The sequence below is a fragment of the Chryseobacterium sp. PTM-20240506 genome (assembly GCF_048296755.1).
GTDB lineage: Bacteria > Bacteroidota > Bacteroidia > Flavobacteriales > Weeksellaceae > Chryseobacterium > Chryseobacterium proteolyticum.
Genome location: NZ_CP182581.1, coordinates 4,183,587 through 4,204,532, shown reverse-complemented (window position 1 = coordinate 4,204,532; position 20,946 = coordinate 4,183,587). Strand labels below are relative to the sequence as shown.

The window sequence follows — 20,946 nt, the reverse complement described above, 5'->3', positions numbered from 1 at the left end:
AACAATTGTATTTTAATGGGCTTCCAGCCAGTTGTTCCCTACTCCAACCTCAACCAATAAAGGAACCTGCGTTTCGATGGCACTTTCCATTTCGGTTTTGATAAGTTTTGTAGCTACTTCAATTTCTTCGATCGGCGATTCAAATACCAATTCGTCATGTACCTGCAGCAGCATTTTGGTTTGAAGATTTTGTTCATCCAATTGCTTGTCAATTTTGATCATTGCCATTTTTACAACATCTGCCGCGCTTCCCTGAACAGGAGCATTGACGGCATTCCGCTCTGCATGGCCACGCACAACAAAGTTATTGGAGTTGATATCTTTTAAATGACGCTTTCTTCCTAAAATAGTTTCTACATATCCTAGCTCGCGGGCTTTTTTAACCTGCTCAGCCATATACTCTTTCAGCTTCGGATAGGTCTCAAAATAAGCTTCGATCATCTGTTTGGCTTCTGATCTGGATAGCCCTGTTTGTTCTGCTAGTGCGAAAGCGCCCTGACCGTAAATGATTCCGAAGTTAACTGTTTTAGCCTGCCCTCTTTGTGTTTTGGATACTTCTTCCAAAGGAATTTTAAAGAGTTTCGCAGCTGTAGAAGCGTGGATATCTTCACCGTCCTGGAACGCTTTGATCATATTATTTTCACCTGAAATCTCAGCAATCAGACGTAATTCGATCTGAGAATAATCGGCTGAGATGATTTTCTTTCCTTCTCCGGAAACAAATGCACCACGAATCTGTTGTCCTCTCAATGTCCTGATCGGAATATTCTGCAAATTCGGATTTACACTTGCCAGACGTCCGGTTGCAGCAGTTGTCTGCGAGAAATTGGTATGTACACGCTCATCTTTATCAATCTGGGATGGTAAGGCATCTACATATGTTGATTTCAGTTTCTGATAGGTTCTGTATTCCAGGATATGCTGAATGATCTCATGCTTTGAAGAAAGTTTTTGAAGAACATCTTCCGAAGTAGCATATTGCCCTGTTTTAGTTTTTTTAGCTTTCGGATCAAGCTGCATCTTTTCAAATAATATTTCTCCTAATTGCTTAGGAGAGTTCATATTGAATTCCTCCCCTGAAAACTCGAAAATCTTAGATTCAAGCTGTTTCAGATCGTTTTCAAGGTCAATACTTTCCTGAGCCAGCCATTTTTCATCAAGAGAAATCCCCGCCAGTTCCATTTTTGCAAGAACGACCATTAATGGCATTTCTATTTTAAAAAACAGGTCTTCAAGGTTTTCTTTTTTCAATTGCGGAGCAAAAAGCTCATATAATTGGAACGTTACATCTGCGTCTTCCGCAGCATAGTCCGTTTGTGTCCTTAAATCCGCGTCTCTGAAAGTTCCCTGCTTCTTACCTTTTTTACCAATAATGGTTTCTATGGAAACAGGTTTATAATTTAAATATACTTCTGAAAGGTAATCCATTCCGTGTCTTCCGTCCGGATTCAGAAGATAATGAGCAATCATAGTATCGAACATTGCACCTTTTACAGTAATGCCGTATTGCTTTAATATCTTGTAATCGAATTTCAGATTATGGGCTACCTTAAGAAGATCTTCCTTTTCAAAAAAAGGTCTGAAAATTTCTAATGTTTGCAGCACTTCTCCTTGATCTTCTGACAAAGGTATGTAATAAGCCAATCCTTTCTTATACGAGAAACTCATTCCTACCAATTCAGCTTCCAGCTCATTTAAAGAAGTTGTTTCGGTATCAAAACATACTACCCTTTGCTGTAATAAATTGTTAACAAGGATTTTCTGTGCTTTAGGATTATCTATAAACTGGTATAAATGTTCGTTGTGTTCTATTGTTGATTTTGTAGAAGTCGCCTGATCCAATTCCTCATAAGTAGCAAACAGATCAAGCTGTGTAACCTGACCCTTTACCTGAGTTCCGGCAGGAGTCTGTGTAACCTCAACCTCACTTACCACAACAGTTTCTGTAGGAGCAAAAGCACGGTAAAGATTTTCATATAATCTTCTGAATTCTATCTCATCAAAAACCTGTTTTACTTTTTCAAAATCGGGAGTTTCAAGATCGTATTGTTCCTGATGAAATTCGATAGGAGCATCACAAATAATGGTGGCTAGTTTTTTAGATAAAATTCCTCTTTCTGCCGATGCTTCTACTTTTTCTTTCAACTTTCCTTTTAACTGATGGGTATTGGCTAAAAGATTTTCGATACTTCCGTATTCTTTCAGGAATTTCATCGCAGTTTTTTCTCCTACTCCTTCTAATCCCGGAATATTATCTACGGCATCCCCCATCATCGCCAAGAAGTCAATGACCTGTTTCGGATCATCGATTTCATATTTAGCTTTTACTTCTTCTACACCAAGAATTTCTATATCTCCTCCCTTTAAACCTGGTTTATAGATCTTGATTTTATCGGTAACCAATTGGGCAAAGTCTTTGTCCGGTGTTACCATAAAAGTAGTATATCCTTCTTTTTCTGCTTTGCAGGCAATGGTACCGATTACGTCATCCGCTTCATATCCTTCAACCCCTAAGTAAGGAATATGCATTGCCTCCAAAATCCTGTGAATGTACGGAACGGCAATCTTGATCGTCTCAGGGGTTTCACTTCTGTTCGCCTTATAATCTGCAAAATCATCTGTTCTTACACTGGCTTGTCCTACATCAAACACCACTGCCAAATGCGTAGGTCTTTCTCTTCTGATCAATTCGATCAGAGAGTTTGTAAAACCAAAAATAGCCGAAGTATCAATTCCCGTACTCGTTAACCTTGGATTTCTGATCAATGCGTAATATCCTCTGAAAATCATCGCATAAGCATCGATGAGAAATAACCTTTTATCTTGAGTTGCGTCCATATTTTCTATAATGAACAAATATAAGAAAATAGGAATATTTATGTTCTACAATTAAAGATGAGATTTTTAATTTTAAAGTTCCATCAAATAAAAAAAGACCTTTTCAGGTCTTCTTTATTTTTTACTATAATTAAGATGCGGATTATCAGGTTTAAATTCATAATTAAACAATTCTTCTTTGGAAAGGCTTAACAATTCCCGTATATAATCCGGCAAAAATTCTCCGAATTTATCCTGGTAAGAAGTTGTTTCCTGAAATGTCCCATCAATAAGTTCAATAGATTTCAGATACTCATTATTAAAAACGATGCTTGCATTTACAATATTCCCATCTTCATCATATTCTTTTGAAACACCATACATTACATTGCCTTTGTTTTCATTAGCCTGCTCCAGATTTCCATCAGAATCATAGATATATTCGATCCCATTTTTGTAGCCATTCTTATATTGGGCTTCAGATTCTATAGCATCTTTGAATTTTACATATATTTCTCCCGTAAAGGGTTCTTTACATTCTTTATCTAAAAAATATACAGCAAATCCGTTACTATCATTTTTAGTATACAAACGATCATCAGTATCTTCTAATCTCAACTCTGCATTTTTGTCAATCATATAAGTTTATTATTTATGTCCATGAGTGTTTATTCCATCTGTCAGGAAACCACAATGAGGGCATCTTACCTTAGGAGGAGGTGTTCCATTATTATTTTTAATTGCATTATTCTGTAAATCCCTGTTGTGAAGATCCATTTCCCGGATTGAATTTTCATCTACCGGAAGACCGGCTTCCCTTCTTGCTTTTAAAGCCTGATCGTAAGCTCTTATTTCAGAGTGAGCTGCTAATCGGTTGTCTGCAGTTTCAGGAAGTTTTATTTCACCACTTTTAATTTTGGCTTCGTACTCTGCCACTTTTTGTTTGATAAGAGGATCTGCACCACCCAATTCAGGAGGATCACTCAACCATTTTTCATAAGCATTCTTGCCTGTTACGTTATTTTTAAAGTTTTGTCCAAAAAAGGTTTTACCTGTTGCAGGATCATATACGCCTGATAAACATGGTCCCCTTTCTTTAGCACTTTGAGTTTCTACAATTTCTTTAGCCTTCGCCTCTGTATCAGCAATTAATTTATCACTAGGTTTTTGGGGTGTACTTTCATAAGCATCACCTTTTTTATTTTCTCCGGAATTGTTTTGCCCTTCATCACCTTGTCCTTTATTTCCGTTAGGTCCATCTTCCTCTGCCGCTTGCTGTTTCTCGTCTTTTGGTGGTTCTTCGTCCTTTGGCTGACCTTCATCTTTTGGTTTTCCTTCTTCTTTATTAGCGGTATTTCCGTCATTATCAGAAGGAGTATTTCCATCCTTATCACCACCGCTGTTTGATTCTTTTATAGGCGGAGCAGGCTCTTTCACTTTAATATTAAGCAAATATAGGAAAAGAAGATAATCGGACGGATGGGCCTGTCCGGTAAAAATACGTTTTCCCATACCTATTTCAGGAATTCCTCCATTGACTAAAGCAGCTCCGGCATCACCGGCATCCTGAACATTTCCATAAGCATGCTCATTAGCCAGCGCATTTAATCCGAACAATGCCCGACTTCCTCCCCAAATTCCGGTAAAACTTCCGGCAACGTTTGAGAGAACACTGGAAAAGGTTGGCGCTGCTACGGCTAGTGATCCGCCTGCAAGTCCCGAGACCAGAAATCCTCCAGCCCCTACCGCCGCACCACCAAGGGCACAGCCTGCAAGCTGAGTGACATAATTAAAGCTACCCAAAGCTAAAGCATGGGTCCAGCTTTTGATTTCAGGAGCAAATTTCACCACTCCACCTATAGAACAGGTCATGGTACGGTCTCCTGTAATACCTGGAGTGCCTGTAAGTATTAGATTGCTCTTACTTCCATCCCATGTTCTTGCTGTTGCATTTTTTTGCCCACACTTCAACGCTCCGTCTACGGCTGCAATAACTCCACCTGCAACCCCAGCAGCTGCGCCTATAGCCATCATTCCGATAAGACCTATAGCAGCAACACCTCCGGTACCTACAATTAAGGCGACCACTACCACTACAGCCACAGCAGTTAAAAGTGCGGCCCAAAGCATATTTTTTGTACAGCCGAAATCGATCCAGCTGCTTGTAGCGGTATCCGCTACAGTGATATAGACTTCTCCTGAGCTTTTTTTATTGCTTTTTCTGGTTCCCTGTAGTTGTGCAGGCATTGCGCCGCTGGAGCACATCCAGAAGTCTTTTTCTGTAATAATCTTATTTCCCATATCTGGTTTTTAGGATTTATATTTTATATGGGGCTTGTATATTTTAAATTAAAAAATAAGGCAGTTTCTTACATTTCCCAGAAACACTCTTTTATTAAGAAATTTCATTTTATTATCTTCTATTTTATAAACCATTCCAAAAGAATACCCTGAACCTTCATCAACATTATATACCTGAGAAACAATAGCATCAAAACTACCGTCTTTAAGAGTAATCTTATTACTGTAGATTAAAACCACCGTCTCTTCGTCAATGCTTTCTATTTCTTATTCTGCCATTTCAATGGCTTCATCCAAAGAGTCCGCAATCATCTTTTTAATATTTTTTTCGCCAAAATAAATAAATGGAGAAAATCGCACGCCATTCTGAATATTTTCAATCGCAATCTCTTCTCCTTTTTCTATTTCAGCTTGTAACTCTTTTTCTAAATCTTCATATTCCATAAATCTTCATTTCTTTTGGTAAGCTTTGTTTTTTAATATACTTCTAGTAAAGATTACATACTATGGATATTAATATCTTTATTAACACTTTTTGCAGCATCAAAGGCTTTATAGAAGACATTAAAAAGATCTTCACCATCATTGGTATAAAAATAATTGGACAGATCGGTTATTCTTTCGGCAATATTATCTCCCCAAGGTGGTTGTTTCGACAGATCCTCAATATCCCACACTACCATAGATGGTGAATATTCTTCCAATTCTTTTTGGATCGTTTTTAATTCATTAATTGCTCCATCTACCTTATCTGCGGGTAAAGTTTTATAATACAATTCATTCATTAGCAATGGAAATCTACTGCCCCATTTATTATTTTCCAGATTATAAGCAATTGTAGAAAAAAAAGAATGTAAAAAATCACCCGTGCCTATCTTATAAAATATAGGTCCTACCTTTAATCCTGTCATTATTTATTTTTTATAAATATATTAATTATTGAATAAAAATTACCTCCAGATTCGGACAACTCTTTTGAATACTAGATTCTAACTGAACTAATGCCTCAGGAGACATATTTTGACCTCTAACATCAATTACTGCTGTCTGTCTTGTTCCTGGTGGAAGATTTTGTAATCTGTCTGTATATTGTCTGTTAAGCTCATTCGTTAAATTTCTTCGACCCGTATTAGATGTGACATCATAATTTTTCACCTCAACACTATGTCCTGTATTATATAAATCAGGCCTTGTACTTCCTTCCGTTCCATACGGCACTTCTTTGCCATCAATGAAACTTTTTTGAGTATCATAACCAGGATACATTTGTTCCGCATCAATTTCACTTTTTCTCCAGCTTGGTCGATTTGTATCATTTGGGTTATTAGGATTAGGTTCGGTTGGTTCTGCAACCTGGGCATTAGGATCCTTAACGAATTTATGAGTTTGAGAATCTTTTAATCTTCCATTGCTATCTCTATAGGTACCAGGCGGATCACCAGGCTGACTACTTTCATAAGAATTTGCTTCCCCGCCTTCATTGGGTTTTGTTGTTGTTTCTCCTTGTCCTTTGCTTCCATTAGCTCCTTCTTCTTCAGGCGTTTTGTTTCCTTCTTCTTTAGAAGTATTATTTCCATCTTTATCGCCTCCACTATTCTGCTCTTTAATGGGTGGTGCAGGTTCCTTCACTTTTATATTTAATAAATATAAAAACAGAAGATAGTCAGAAGGATGAGCCTGTCCGGTAAAAATACGCTGTCCCATACCAATTTCAGGAATTCCTCCATTGACTAAAGCAGCTCCGGCATCACCGGCATTCTGAACATTTCCATAAGCATGCTCATTAGCCAGCGCATTTAATCCGAACAATGCACGGCTGCCTCCCCAAATTCCGGTAAAACTTCCGGCAACGTTTGAGAGAACACTGGAAAAGGTTGGTGCTGCTACGGCTAGTGATCCGCCTGCCAGTCCCGAGACCAGAAATCCTCCAGCCCCTACCGCCGCACCACCAAGGGCACAGCCTGCAAGCTGAGTGACATAATTAAAGCTACCCAAAGCTAAAGCATGGGTCCAGCTTTTGATTTCAGGGGCAAATTTTACCACTCCACCTATAGAACAGGTCATGGTACGGTCTCCTGTAATACCTGGAGTGCCTGTAAGAAGAAGATTATTTTTACTAGCATCCCATGTTCTTGCCGTGGCATTTTTTTGCCCACACTTCAATGCTCCGTCTACGGCTGCAATAACTCCTCCTGCAACTCCTGCCGCTGCGCCGATGGCCATCATTCCGATAAGACCTATGGCAGCAACACCTCCGGTACCTACAATTAAGGCGACCACTACCACTACAGCCACAGCAGTTAAAAGTGCGGCCCAAAGCATATTCTTTGTACAGCCAAAATCTATCCAGCTGCTTGTAGCGGTATCCGCAACAGTGATGTAGACTTCTCCTGAGCTTTTTTTATTGCTTTTTCTGGTTCCCTGTAGTTGTGCAGGCATCGCACCACTGGAGCACATCCAAAAATCTTTTTCTGTAATAATCTTATGTCCCATATTACAGTCTTTTTAGGGTTTGTTTTCGAGTATGGGCTTTTATCCTGTTTCTATCATCGATCCGCTGATGCTCAATTCCGTAAACGGTTTTTCTGATAAATTTCTCCTGATCTTTTTCATATTCTTTAGCCATAAAGATGAAAAAGCTTTTAATACAGTTTTTCCTGTCGAATTTTAAATTAAATCCGAGGCGGTAATTTCTTATAGAAATGCTCTTTATATAAGACTTTACATCAGGAAGTCGCTGTATTGTATTCATCTGACATTTTATATTTAAGAATTTCGTCGCTATAAAATGTATATTTCAATTTTGCATAAAGATTTTCAGGATCGGCAATTTCTTCTCTCGTAAGGGAAGCTTCTATGATTCTTCCTGTAGATTTTTCCGTTCTGTAAATCCCTTTTTCGTTGAGTGAGGTTTCCAGTTTGGAAACATCGATCTGATTGGAAAACTGAATATACGCCCGGTTATAAAATCCTATGTTCAATAAAATGGATGGTTCTCCGGAAAGTTCTACAATCATTTCATCGGAAGACAGTAATGGGTTACTGCTATTCTTCAGGTCAAAACTCCAGTGTACATTGGCTGAATTAAAAAGGTTTAATGCATTTTCCTTGTAATTTCCCGGGATTTTTCGTCCATAGATTTTATTAAAATACATCAGGAAAAATTCATTATTCTGAATGCCTTCTATCAGCTTCTTTTCATCCTGGAAGATGTTATCATTTAAGATAATCGCATTTTTAATTTCAGGATTATTTTCTGCTATCTTTTCCATTTCAGCCTTGGTCTGCTGCCACTTTGAACGAATGACATTCATATTGGAAACTTCCACGACTTTGCCTTCACTATTTATGGTCAGATATAATTCATTATACAACCTGGAAAACGCATTCGTAAGTGCTGCCACCTCTTTAATTAGAGGATTATTGGCTTCAAGAAGAATGTGGTCCAGAACAATTATTTTTACTTTAATATGATCCTCTGCTACCTGTAGAACGGTGAAATCCCATCTTAACTGTGAACGGGAAATCATGTGTACATTTACCGCTTTAATATCTGAATCTATTATAAGAGTATATTGTTCAGAAAATTTATCTTTTATGTTGAATGATTCACTCATAGATCTGTTTAATTAATAAATGCGTCCCCACCATCGATCTTGGTCTGTCCGCCACCGAGATGATTGGCAGGAGATGAAAGATCAATTCCTTTGGTACCTACAACTCCGATTCCCTCTCCACTGATTCCAATGATCTTTCCGCTGAGGATAATTGTTCCGTCAGCTTTTAATGTAATTGAACTGGCACCTGTCTTGATGGTTACATTCGTGTCGCATTCTAAAGATATATTTCCGGCATTATCCATTGAAAACACAGAATTGGCACCACCGCCATCTTTACTTCCGACATTGATGACATTTTTGCTACCTGTATTTACTGTATTGTTATTACCTACTTTTACTGTCTTATTGTTATTGGCATTGGTCGTTGCATTACCGGCACCATCAAACTTCATATTCGCACCTCCCTGATCTGTTAAAAAAACAGAACCTGCTCCGTCATCCAGTTCCAGTTTATTACCACTTCTGCTGCTTAAGCTTTTAATATTATTTCCTGCGCCACCGCCACCGCCAACACCTCCGTGAAACATACCTCCCATAACAAAAGGACGGTCCGGATGTTGATGAACGAAATTAACCACAACCTGATCGCCGACTTCAGGGATGGCCATAAATCCACGATTTTTGCTTACTTTTTCACTTCCTCCACCATCGGGAGTCATCACTCTGATAAATTCCGTGGTTGCAGATCCGTTTTGCCAGTCAAACTGTACCTGTACACGACCCTGGTTTAAGGGATCGGTATTGGAGATCACTTTGGCAAACTGAGGTTCTGCTTTAGGGGTTTCAAACTCCGGCCGTGGAATAAATCCTGTATCAGATGCAATCGCATCAAATGTTCCTGTATAATATCCTCTTGCATCTACCTCGTGAGTCATATCTATGATCATGAGTTTTGTGAAATAAGAGGTTTCATTACTGTCTGTTTTCCGCATCTCAATATCGGCAGTACATCCTGGATACAGGAAAGGAACAGTAGTGGTTCCTGAAGTAATGAAAACACTGGATGCTTTACTTCCCGCAGTACCTTTTTGGGATGCGTCAATGTCCATAAATGATGAAGCCTTAATCGGAGCTACTCTCAGAGATGGCGTTGTAAATGTTTTTTCTGAAATTTCGTATGCACGCTTGGCAATATCTGAAGTATGGGTAATTTTTGAATTACCGGTGGTTAGTTTTTCATTCTTACTGCTGTTATACCCATAAAAAGTAGGATTAACATGCTGAGCCTTCATTCTTATTTTTATATCCTGAACGCTGCTGCCATAAGTAAGCTTGATTGGTTTTTCCTGAGGCGGCAATTTTCCGAAATGAAGAACTTCACCGTCATAATAGAATTGCTCACCATAGGCTTCGGCAATTCTTGCAAGATAATTATAATGGGTTTCCTCATATTGGGAGCTGTAAGAGACATTTCCATGTTGTGAATCAACCCGGAAGTCAAACTTATTTTGTCCCAATCCTTCTTTTATAACCTGATCTGCGATGCTATTTAAGCTTATTTCTTTACCTCCTCCAAAGCTCTGGATATGAGGAGCCGCATCAAGCAAAACGGTAGGACTTGATCCCGTAAGTACTACATTTCCAAGGCTGCCCTTCTCCTGGCTAAAACCTACTTCGGTAATAACCCCTACAAAACTTCTTTCAGGTCCATCTTCAACGTCTTTGTATTTAAATACGACAGTGATTCTTTTTCCAAGGAAATTTTGGGCTTCTTCAAGGTTATGGTTTTCCGGATTTCCCAGTGTATCATGAGCAAGCATTAAATCGAATTCATGATGTTTTGTAGCACTTTGTTTAAGCTTAAAGTGTTTAAAGTGTTTTACAATTTTTCCTTCAATAATAATATCAAGTTTTACCACCCTATTGATACCCATGATCTGGCTTTGAGGGAGCGCATTCGCATTATGTATTTTGGAAGTAGGTTGCTTGGACCATACTTTATCTTCTATAACAGAAGGAGCTGTAGGCTGCACAACCTGGTTCATAAAAAGACCGGAGGCATTTTGTGCCATGCCTGAATAAGCCTGAGCCTGGGATAGCTTTTGGGTTATTTTCTGAACTTTCGGATTTGCTTTTTCCTGTATTTTTTCACTACCCTTTTGTATTGCCTGTGTTTTCACTGTATCTCCCAGTTGTTCTGCAGGACCTTTTATATTTTTGGGCGCCGACATTTTCGGCGATTGACCATCCTTAAACATAATCTTACTATTTGAATTGATTAGCTGATGTTGTGAAATAAAATCATCTTATGATCAGATAATTTTCTATATTCCCTCTAAACCAAAAATCATAAACACCTAATTAATAGATATATATGATATTTTTATAGAGTTATGGATCTCAAAACGAAAAAACAGAATAGTCAACTCTGGTGAGTAAACTATTCTGTACCAATTTTATTTTTACTAGGATGGTTTAATTAATTGCTGCTTCCACCTGGCCAGATACCTTCATAGATACCGTTACCATAATGGATTTTTTCTGCACTTACGATGAAGCTGATCAGCATACTGTTGTCATCCACAGCATCAAAGTCTACTTCGTGCTGAATAACATATCCGTTCTCCCATGTTAAAGTAATTAATGTTCCTTCTTCGTGAGATTTATTGAAAGTAACTTCACCTGTTGTAGGCTTGTATTTCCCGTTAAGTAAGCTTTCTAAGATGTCAGATTTTTCTGTAGCTTCGATCGTTAATTTGATGATTGCGTTGGAAGGGTCAGAAGCTACACGTCCTGAAACGTCTGTAGATCTTGATACGCTGTAATTAAGCTTTAATAATTTCTGACCTTCGCCTCCGTTGAATTTTAAGATTCCTCTTGAATTTGCTGCCATGATTTGTAAATTTTAATCGTTAATATTTTGTGATGTGGTGTTCAATTGTATAGCAAATATAGATTGCTTATTCTTAATCTGAAACTTTTTGATCACCTATCTGAGTTTTTGTAGTAATTCTACGATTTGGTGTAGTAATTCTACGATAATAGAAATAAATAACACATTAAAACACTTATAATCAAATAATTATAATTAAAATTCAGTCAATATATCTAATTATTTTTAACACCCATCCGAGAGATATTAACAAAAAATTAATAAAATTTAGAAGGTGTTAACATAAGATTAGATTCAAAAAAAGCTGTGAAAATCACAGCTTAAATTTAAAATTTATATGCAATACTCCCGAGGACCTGGGTCGGATTTTGTGGAGTTAATCTTACCGACCATGTTTTTTCATTGGTCAGGTTATTCACTTTTATTCCTGCTCTGAAATTTTTATGATCATAAAAGACTGTAGCATCTAAAGTAGTATATGCCGGGATAATAACTTTAGCTGTTGTCGTATTGGTCTGGAAAGAATGATTTCCCTTATTTCCTCCAAAACCCACTCCGAGTCCTTTTAATTCTCCCGCCATGATTTGATAGCTCATCCATAAATTGTAAAGATTGGATGGTCCGGATAAAGCAGGACGCAACCCATTGATTTTTTCTTCTGCTTTGGTCATTTTACTGTCATTATAGGCATATCCAGCAATAATATTGAATCCACGAAAAGGGTTTGCAGTAAATTCTACCTCTACTCCTTTACTTCTCTGCCCTCCGTCTTGTAAAGAATACAGATTATTAACAGGATCAGGTCGCACCATATTTTTTACATCAATATCATAATAGCTCACTGTTCCTACCAGCTTATGTCCAAAAAGGTCTCCCTTTATTCCTATTTCTTTCTGGTTTGCCTGTTCCGGTTTGAAAGTGTTTCCGTTGATATCTGATCCTCCTTTATTGGTAAATCCATTCATATAGTTTCCGAAAATGGATACTTTGTCTTTTACCACCTGGTAAACCAAACCGAATTTTGGGGAAAAATTAGTCTGCCAGTAATCACCTGAGTTTACATTTTTAGCAATATCGGTAACTCCAAGATTTTGATATCGGTCTGCCCTCAGACTTACCATAGCCAGAAATCTGTCGGTAATATTGAAGACATCGGATGCATAAATAGCATAGCTGTTGTCTCCATTTTTTTCGATCCTTGGGGTTCCTGAACTAGCAAGATTATCTATCGTAGATTGATTGGCTGAATAGGGCGTATTGCTGGTAAAATCAAATGGAGCACCTGTCACCGTTACCCTGTCGAAACTATTCGCATTGTTGTAATAATCCAGCCCAATGATCAATCTGTTTCTATGTCCTGAAATCTGAAAGTCCCCAATAAAATTTTGTTGAATATTGGTCGCAATGAAATTGGTATTTCCCTTCATCACCTGTAAGCTTGCTTTTGTATCAGAAGTCCCATTGATGGCAGTAATGTATCCGTCTATGGTCGATCTTGCACGTGAGAAAACGGTTTGAGATGTCCAGTAATCAGAAATCTTATAGTTCATTTGTGCAAAAATATTCATCATTTCTGTTTCATAAGCAATATCATTGCTTCCAAACAACCGGTTATAAGGAAATCCCATATCAGCAATAGATTGTACTTTATTGCTTTTCAGGTAAGGATTAAACCTCACAACAGAGGTAGCCTTCTCGTGGCCATATTCGATGTCAAATAAAAGAGAAAGCCTGTCATTGATCTGATAGGAAATAGAGGGTGCCATTGAGATCGCATTACTAAATCCAAGATCCTGAAAGCTTTTCTGGTACGTGGCCGCACCATTTAACCGGAAAAGAATGGTCTTATCCTTATTCACTGGTGTATTAATATCTGCAGTAAACCTGTTGTAGTTCCAGCTTCCTGCCGTATAGGACACTTCTCCTCCGAAACCATTATACGGCTTTTTGGTTACCCTGTTAAATAAACCTCCATATGTCGACAGATTTGAGCCAAATAAGGTTGCCGAAGGTCCTTTAATAGCTTCAATTTTTTCAAGGTTTGCCGGATCAATGGTAGTGTAGGCAAAACCTGAGATCCCGTTTCTTACCATAGGCTCCGTGGTAAATCCACGGGAAAGGAATGTAACACGTCCCTGATTGGCAAGCATGGGAATTCCGGAACCCGGAATATTTTTTGAGATACTTCCCAGATTAACTGCAATCTGTTCCTGAATCAACTCTTTTGGAACACTGAGGTAAACCTGCGGGGTTTCGATATTTTTCAAGGGAAGCTTGGAAACATAAGGACTTTCCTTTTTAGAAAACTTATTGGTGACCGTAGATAAAGTAATTTCCTGAATAACGGAAATATTTTCTTTCTCCAGCTGGTAATTGACCACTGCTGGTTCATTCTGCTTTACATGTACTCCTACAATTTTCTCATTGGAGCCAATAACCTGTATTTTAAGGTGGTAATCTCCTTCCGGCAATTCATTAAAACTGAAGTTACCATTCTGATCAGTTAGGGTATGCTTATGAGTCTCTATCAGCTCTATGGTCGCTTCGGAGAGATTATCTCCATTATACTGTTTGAGAGTCCCGGAGATAGATCCTGAATTTTGGGCAAAAGCCCAACCCAAGCCCCCGAAAAAAAAGGCAACAATAACGGCACGTTTCATTTAGTCAATTTTTCAGCCGCAAATGTAAGTTTTATTTATACTAAGTAAAAATAAGAATAGGTGACATTGATTAAAATCATGTCCCTGTTTCAAAAAGAAAAACCTTCTTTTATTTCTCTATTGATTATTTATAAGAATCGTGAAACTCTTTTTCGGTCTTGAAAATCCTTATGCTATCAGCCGGAAAAGGCTCCCCATTCAGAGAGATCTGAAATCCGCTGTTATCAGGAGCTATTGTTAGTTCAAGATTTCCCTTGCTTCCTGTTTTCCTGAAGGCTTCATTTGCTTTTTCCCAACTAAAAAAAGCACGCCCCAGGTATTGTTGTCCTTTTCCAGTTTCCCAGGTAAAGTTCAATTCTTTAGGTATTGCCCTTTCTTTGATCTGAATGTTATTAATCCATGGACGAAGCATCACTTCCGTTTCACCATTGTAAAAATCCAGGTTCATATCAAATAGGCGAAGTCCTTTATTCTGGGAAGCAATCAAAGGTTTCCAGGAATACTTTGTTCTATAATTATCCCATGTAACGGGTGATGCATCAGGATTAAAATCCCTTTTTTTAACCTCTTCTCTGGTCATACTCCATTTAGCAAACAGCTTTTTCTCAAGCTCTTTATCATTTTTTACTGCATCGGCCTGAAACCTGCCTAATTCTATTTGAACAGCACGAAAACGAAGCCATACAACTACCATTCCCTTGGGAGCAAAACCAAAAACCAAAGTTGAAAAGCTATTGTAAGGATTTTGTGCACTTCCAAAAGTTTCATTTCGTCCCAGGTTTTTATATTCCTGAAGTTCTTCGGTGTAAAGAGGAACTTCACTTTGGGCATAAGCCCGTTCCATATAGTCTTTAATTTTATCTTCCGGAAAGTCCGCTTTCAGATGGTAAAAAGTATCTTCATACCCTGCATAGTAAGTAATATCAGCTCCAATCGGAGTTCCATGCTGCTCGGTCCATCCTTTTCCGGATGTCCCCCATTCACCTGATGTTCCGCCATAAGGCAAGCTGGCAGGAATGCCTTCGAGGGTTATGATCTTATCATCAACGAACTCTATTCTATATGGATTGGCTGGAGCACATATTTCTACCTGAAACTGGGGTATTTCTTTTTCTTTCATTTTCTGACAGCTTATATTTTGGGCAAAAATTGCCAATAAAAACAATATCTTAATCAATCTCATATCAATTTCATTATTTTTGAGAAGCGGGTTGTACAGGAAGCGGGGGATCAGAATCATTGCTTTCTTCCCTTATCAGTCCCGGATCCTTCAAACATTTTGCGACCAGGAAGTTTTGGGGATCATATCTGTATTTCAGTTCTTTAGCCGGTTTCTGTTTTATTTTAACATATGGATAAATGATCCTGAGATGCTGATCGTTTGTACTATTCTTTTTTTCGTATTGATTTTTATTTTTGTTAAAAGAATAAGTTCCGAGGTCTATTTTATCCTGAACAACATGATAATCTTCATTCAAATATATCTTATCCTGATCGAAAATTGAATATATTTTGTCGAATTTCGCCAGTATATTTTCCGGTTTTTCTTCTTCAATATCAGTGGTATTTCCCAACTTAAGCGGTGAGCGGCGCACGAGGTTACTATCTTTAATGTGTCCCTCCTTAATCGTAATGATGCCATTAAGTTCAGAAATATCCTGTTCTTTTTCCAGAAAGAATAACAACAGATCGTTGCTCATATTGTCCAGCGGAAATACATTTACAACATCAGCGTTATTTTTTACGATCAGATCCTGTACTTTATTTTGAAATGGAATGAAGTAACCAGTTTGTCCGCAATCTACGTTAATGCGGACAGGACGCAGAATATCTGATTCTGTACTCAAGTATATCTTGTTCCGGATGATCTGCTGATCGGTAATAATCAATCGGTTTTCACCAGGAGTTTTCCTACTATATAAGAGGTATTCTGATTTTTGATGGATAGGATTAAAAATCAAAGCATTATTTTGTATTGACGCTCTTCCAATAGCAACCGTGGACGCTCCTATCGCAACAAACCGGTTATCAGGAAAAATATACAGATAAATCTGCTTTTCTCCAAAATAATATTGTCCGGTTATGTCTGGCGTTTTCTGACCATAATTATAATTAAAAATGAGTACTAAAAATAAATAGATCAATCTTTTCAGCTTATCCATCCTGTATATTCCTTTTTCTGTATTTCGCTTCCAATGCGCCTCTTTCCTTAGGAGCATTATCATTAGGTCTTGTATCTAACCCAATCTGATTGGTCTTAGCAGACCAATGAAGGTACTGATTTCTAAGTATTTTCAGATCTTCTTTATCGATATGCCCTAAATAGGAAATAGCTTTAATATCCTTTATATAACGGGAAGAGGAAGAGGTATCCCCTGAATTATATGCTTCTATATATTTATTCCGGAGATCATTGCATGCATTCATATATGTGGATAACTGCGAATAGATCTTCTTCATAAAGCTGTCATTTATTTTATGATTTTTTTCGATGACATCTTCCAGATACTTAATATCATTATTTCTGGAATAATGAAACATTTGGTTTAAGGGAATTTTATCATACATATTGGAAAGCTTCCTTGTTCCTACCAAACCATAATATTGTGCTCCTTTATTCCACCACCGGTCATAATTGACGTCTTTTTGGTAAAAATATTTAATTTTCAATTGGTCTTCATGATACCAGCCTTCTTCTACAACAATTTTTTTAAATGCTTCACACTCTTTATGCGTTTCTACATTCTGATAAGGATCATAAGGATCACAATACAACACGGAAATTTCCTCTCCAATGCCGTAGGACCCTCCAATATCGGAGTGAACTCCCGGAAGGGTAAATTCCAGACCATACAATCCTGTACTATTGATGTTCGTAAGGTCAAAATTATCCCTGTATTCATCATCAGAAGCCAACTGCAGGGCAAACTGTACTTTCCCTCTTCCAATGGTATCCAGCCCCAGCTGTTTGGTATCATTATCAATACCAAAGCCCCCTCTGTGATTAAGTCCATAGGACGCTACCGTATCATATAGCCCGGCAAATCTGAATCTGATCTCTTTAACCTCCAGTCCCTGCGCCAGGAGACAAGCTCCAAAATAACCATGTTGATTTATAAATGCATCTTTGGATCCATCTTTATCACTGATGGTCAGATATCCGTCTTTGATGTCTTCAGGTGGAAAAACCTGCAGGACTTTTCCAAAGTTAGAATAAGAGACATAAGCTTTTGAGTTGGCTACATGTACAAAATGTCTTGCCGCCGCTGCTCCGCGGCTAAACCCGAACACATTTACAGTTAGAATATTGATCGGCCTAATGTTATTTTTTAATTTATCTACAATCGCCTGTGCTCCCTTTAAACATCCTTTAGCCACCTTGGCGACTACTCCTGTGCTTCCGGTACCTTGTGCAACTCCTTTCAGGATACTATCGCTTTCTTTATCTTCTGTTCCGATCCCCTCAATGTACCACGACACCTGGTTACCCGCATTGGGATCTATAGCGTCATATCCTTTCGCTACGTTCGTAAATTCATTGTTGTAGCTATCATCCTTATCGCTGCTGGCTTCCTTAAAACCTCCACCCAGCATGGTATTGGTTTTATTATTCTGGGTTCCGTCAAAAAAAAGATTCAAGCTGATATCAATCGAATTTACGGGCTTATCATTGGGGTTTACTTTTTGTGCCTGTCCATAGCTTACCCCGGAATCCTTGCCTTTCTGCTCTACCGAAACCGAACTGTTATGTTCTATGCCTCCCTTGGCGTAGGTTAAATAATTCCCTCCGGTTCTCGTAGTCGTCTTACCTTCTACAAAATACTCGATGCTCATGACTAGTGATTTTTAGATTTCTCACCACTATTGTTTTGAACTTCTTTTTCAGCGTGATGTTCTACTTTTCCTTCACTATTGACCTCAACTCCTTTTAAGCTGGTCAGCTTGTGTTCTTTTTCTCCGTATACCTCCATGTCCCCTTTCACATAATGGCTCATTTTTCCAATGACATTGGTTGTAAAATCCGCCCCGGTAGTCACATATTTCATAGACCCTACGCTTTCCGTATTATTGAGCATTATTTTATCCATTTTGTTCATCCCGACATAGGTATTCATATTTTCTCCAACATTAATATTCATATTCCGGCAGTTCAATGTCATGGTTTCAGGAGCTGTGATTGTGATGTTACTTCCGGTGGTGTCCAAATGGATCTTATTTCCCGACTTATCCGTAATAATGATGCTTTCATCTTCCGTAAAAATAATACGGTGCCCACTTCTTGTCTGAATGGATTTTACACGGTTATCTACTCCTCCTCCTAAACCTACACCACCATGAAACATTCCCCCCATTACAAACGGGCGGTCAGGATGGCTGTGAACAAAATTGACCATCACCTGGTCTCCTACTTCCGGTATGGCTACGTAGCCTCTGTTTTGAGTAATCTGATCCGTTCCCCCTGCATCAGGAGTCATTACGCGGATAAAATGGGTAATATCATTAGTCTGCCAGTCAAATCTTACTTGTACCCGTCCCTGGTTTTCAGGATCGGCATTGGAAATTACGGTGGCAATCTGTGGTTCTGCTTTCGGAATTTTAAAATCCGGTTTTGGTAAAAATCCGGTGTCCGATGCAATGCCTTCAAAGCTTCCCTGATAATGACCGATTGTATCGATCTCGTGGGTGGTTTCGGTGATCATAATCCTGGTGAAATAATCACTTTCATTGGTATCAGGCTTACGCATCTGCACATCAACAATACATCCCGGATGTAAAAAAGGAACCGTAGTTTTTCCGGAAATGGAAAAAACACTTACCGCTTCACTCCCCGCAGCACTTTTCTGGGAATATTCCACATCAAGGTGTGTTGACGCTTTTACAGGTGCTACCTGCAGAGCCGGTGTTTTGAAGATTTTATCATTATGGGCATACGCTGTTTTGGCAAGATCACTTACATGCTGAATCGGTGTTTCACCGGAAGTAAGCTTTTCATTTCTACTGCTGTTGTATCCATAAAACTGAGGCTTTGTATGAACTGCTTTCAGTTCTACTTTTACATCATTGGCATTACTCCCGTAGGTAAGTTTGATCGGTTTATTTTGTGCAGGAAGCTTTCCAAAGTGCAAGACTTCTCCATCATAGAAAAATTGTTCACCGTAAGCTTCCGCCATTCTCGCCAGATAGTTATAATGGGTTTCATCATACTGGCTGCTATAAACAATCTGGGAATAATCATTAGTATCTATCCTGATATCAAACCGGCTTTTATCGATGCCCTGCTTAATCACTTCCTCTGCAATAATCCCCATATTAACGGCCTGGTCACCTCCAAAACTCTGAATATGCGGAGCACCGTCCAAAAGGATGGTAGGGCTATATCCTGTTAAAACAATGTTCCCAAGGCTCATTTGCTCCTGGCTGAATCCCACTCCTGTAATTACTCCCACAAACGTTCTTTCGGGACTGTTTTCTATGTCTTTGTAAGAAATCACAGCTGTAAGACGCTTACCCAAAAATTTATTGGCTTCTTCCAAAGTATGTGTTTGTCTTCCTCCAAGTGCATCGTGCGCTAAAGTAAGCGTAAACTCGTGGTGACGTTGTGCACTTTGCTTCAAAGTGAAATGCTTATAGTATCTGATCACATTTCCTTCGATCACAAGAGACAATTTTACGAGACGGTTGATCCCCGTATGATGGCTCTCCGAAACGCGATCAGCATTTTGTGAAGGACGAAAAGAAGGATTTTGGGATATGTTGGGTGATTTTGTTTTCATATAAACTGCATTTGGATCGTTAAACATTATTATTAAACCTTAATCATTACTTTATTTCTTCCTGACAGAGCGGCTCAGTATTTTATTCTTTTTTAAAAGAAAATCAGGCATGAGATCTACCGGCAGATAGAATATGCTTTCGCCGCTTTGCTTGAGCTCATCCATGATTCCCGGATTCCAGGTAAGTATTTTATCTACATCTACATCCAGTTCTTCGGCTATAATACTTAAGTCAAACCCGGCATTGATATCTGTTTCAGCTAAATTAGGTGCGGTATATTGGCCTGTTCTGTTTTCAAATATCATATTCATGCGTGAATTGTTATAATCATTCAGTACGCTTTGTAATTCACCTGTGGCATAGCAGGCATTTAAATATTTTTTAACATGGTTTATTGTTTCTCCGGGAAGATATTTACTAAAAATATGATATTGCGAAGATCCCGCAGCATCCATTGCTCTTGAAATATTACCCTCGCCACAGTTATAAGCTGCAACTACAGTTACCCAGTTGTTGTATTTTTTGTATAGCTTCCCCAGGGAAATCACCGCTGTTTTGGTACTTCTGTATAAATCCGAACGGCTTTGTTCAGAAAGACCGTATTGATTGGCATGTGCCGTCATAAACTGCCATACACCTACCGCACCGGCACCGGAAATTTGTTTCCGGTCAAAACCGGATTCAATCAGGGCTAAATTTCTAAGATGCCTGGGTAACCCTTTTTGAGAAAGTGAATATTCTATAAATTCTACGATCTCTTTGTTCGAACTGATGATACTTTTATATCTTCTCACACTGTTTTCGGAAGTATCAGAAGCTGAAAGAAACTGCCCATTTACAAAATGAGAAGAAATCAGCAACAACATTCCGGTTACAATATGTTTGAAATTAAATTTCATTGTACTAATAACTATTTTAAATTAAAAATAAAAACATTTTA

17 protein-coding genes are annotated in these 20,946 nt (G+C 38.4%); all 17 read right to left on the bottom strand.

Annotated features, from left to right (window positions below; genetic code table 11):
• Positions 1-12 precede the first annotated feature (12 nt).
• A complete protein-coding gene (polA, locus tag ACNFU2_RS18880) occupies positions 13-2,838 on the bottom strand; it encodes a DNA polymerase I (RefSeq protein ID WP_418122692.1) in 2,826 nt (941 codons plus the stop codon).
• Between the two features lie 114 nt (positions 2,839-2,952).
• Positions 2,953-3,456: a hypothetical protein gene (locus tag ACNFU2_RS18875; protein ID WP_172284117.1), complete on the bottom strand. Its 504-nt coding sequence runs from the start codon at positions 3,454-3,456 to the stop codon at positions 2,953-2,955.
• Positions 3,457-3,465: 9 nt separating this feature from the next.
• On the bottom strand, positions 3,466-5,118 hold the full coding sequence (locus ACNFU2_RS18870) for a hypothetical protein (RefSeq protein WP_273650859.1): 1,653 nt from the start codon (positions 5,116-5,118) through the stop codon (positions 3,466-3,468).
• A 48-nt stretch (positions 5,119-5,166) separates the two neighbouring features.
• Complete coding sequence (locus ACNFU2_RS18865; RefSeq protein WP_273650858.1) at positions 5,167-5,358, bottom strand: hypothetical protein; 192 nt, start codon at positions 5,356-5,358, stop codon at positions 5,167-5,169.
• Between the two features lie 27 nt (positions 5,359-5,385).
• Complete coding sequence (locus ACNFU2_RS18860) at positions 5,386-5,562, bottom strand: hypothetical protein (RefSeq protein WP_273650857.1); 177 nt, start codon at positions 5,560-5,562, stop codon at positions 5,386-5,388.
• Between the two features lie 53 nt (positions 5,563-5,615).
• Positions 5,616-6,029, bottom strand: a complete 414-nt coding sequence (locus ACNFU2_RS18855) for an immunity 70 family protein (protein ID WP_273650856.1) — start codon at positions 6,027-6,029, stop codon at positions 5,616-5,618.
• 25 nt (positions 6,030-6,054) lie between these two features.
• Positions 6,055-7,611, bottom strand: coding sequence for a hypothetical protein (locus ACNFU2_RS18850; RefSeq protein ID WP_273650855.1), 1,557 nt, complete (start codon positions 7,609-7,611; stop codon positions 6,055-6,057).
• A 1-nt stretch (position 7,612) separates the two neighbouring features.
• Positions 7,613-7,870, bottom strand: a complete 258-nt coding sequence (locus tag ACNFU2_RS18845) for a hypothetical protein (RefSeq protein WP_172284107.1) — start codon at positions 7,868-7,870, stop codon at positions 7,613-7,615.
• On the bottom strand, positions 7,845-8,735 hold the full coding sequence (locus tag ACNFU2_RS18840) for a hypothetical protein (protein WP_172284105.1): 891 nt from the start codon (positions 8,733-8,735) through the stop codon (positions 7,845-7,847). The genes ACNFU2_RS18845 and ACNFU2_RS18840 overlap by 26 nt, the downstream gene beginning before the upstream one ends.
• An 8-nt stretch (positions 8,736-8,743) precedes the next feature.
• Complete coding sequence (locus tag ACNFU2_RS18835) at positions 8,744-10,909, bottom strand: type VI secretion system Vgr family protein (RefSeq protein WP_273650854.1); 2,166 nt, start codon at positions 10,907-10,909, stop codon at positions 8,744-8,746.
• Positions 10,910-11,157: 248 nt separating this feature from the next.
• Positions 11,158-11,571 carry a type VI secretion system tube protein TssD gene (tssD, locus tag ACNFU2_RS18830; protein WP_172284101.1) on the bottom strand — a complete coding sequence of 138 codons (414 nt, stop codon included), beginning with the start codon at positions 11,569-11,571 and terminating at the stop codon, positions 11,158-11,160.
• A 326-nt stretch (positions 11,572-11,897) separates the two neighbouring features.
• On the bottom strand, positions 11,898-14,231 hold the full coding sequence (locus ACNFU2_RS18825; RefSeq protein WP_273650853.1) for a TonB-dependent receptor: 2,334 nt from the start codon (positions 14,229-14,231) through the stop codon (positions 11,898-11,900).
• Positions 14,232-14,355: 124 nt separating this feature from the next.
• The gene (locus tag ACNFU2_RS18820) at positions 14,356-15,351 is read right to left on the bottom strand and encodes a DUF2931 family protein (protein WP_418122688.1); all 996 of its coding nucleotides are present in this window, start codon (positions 15,349-15,351) and stop codon (positions 14,356-14,358) included.
• Between the two features lie 73 nt (positions 15,352-15,424).
• Entirely contained in the window at positions 15,425-16,393 is a 969-nt protein-coding gene (locus ACNFU2_RS18815; RefSeq protein ID WP_273650851.1) for a hypothetical protein, read from the bottom strand.
• Entirely contained in the window at positions 16,386-18,065 is a 1,680-nt protein-coding gene (locus tag ACNFU2_RS18810) for a T6SS phospholipase effector Tle1-like catalytic domain-containing protein (protein WP_273650850.1), read from the bottom strand. The genes ACNFU2_RS18815 and ACNFU2_RS18810 overlap by 8 nt, the downstream gene beginning before the upstream one ends.
• Before the next feature lie 2 nt (positions 18,066-18,067).
• Positions 18,068-20,005, bottom strand: coding sequence for a type VI secretion system Vgr family protein (locus ACNFU2_RS18805; protein WP_345990359.1), 1,938 nt, complete (start codon positions 20,003-20,005; stop codon positions 18,068-18,070).
• A gap of 51 nt (positions 20,006-20,056) precedes the next feature.
• On the bottom strand, positions 20,057-20,905 hold the full coding sequence (locus tag ACNFU2_RS18800) for a lytic transglycosylase domain-containing protein (protein WP_172284092.1): 849 nt from the start codon (positions 20,903-20,905) through the stop codon (positions 20,057-20,059).
• Between the last annotated feature and the right edge of the window lie 41 nt (positions 20,906-20,946).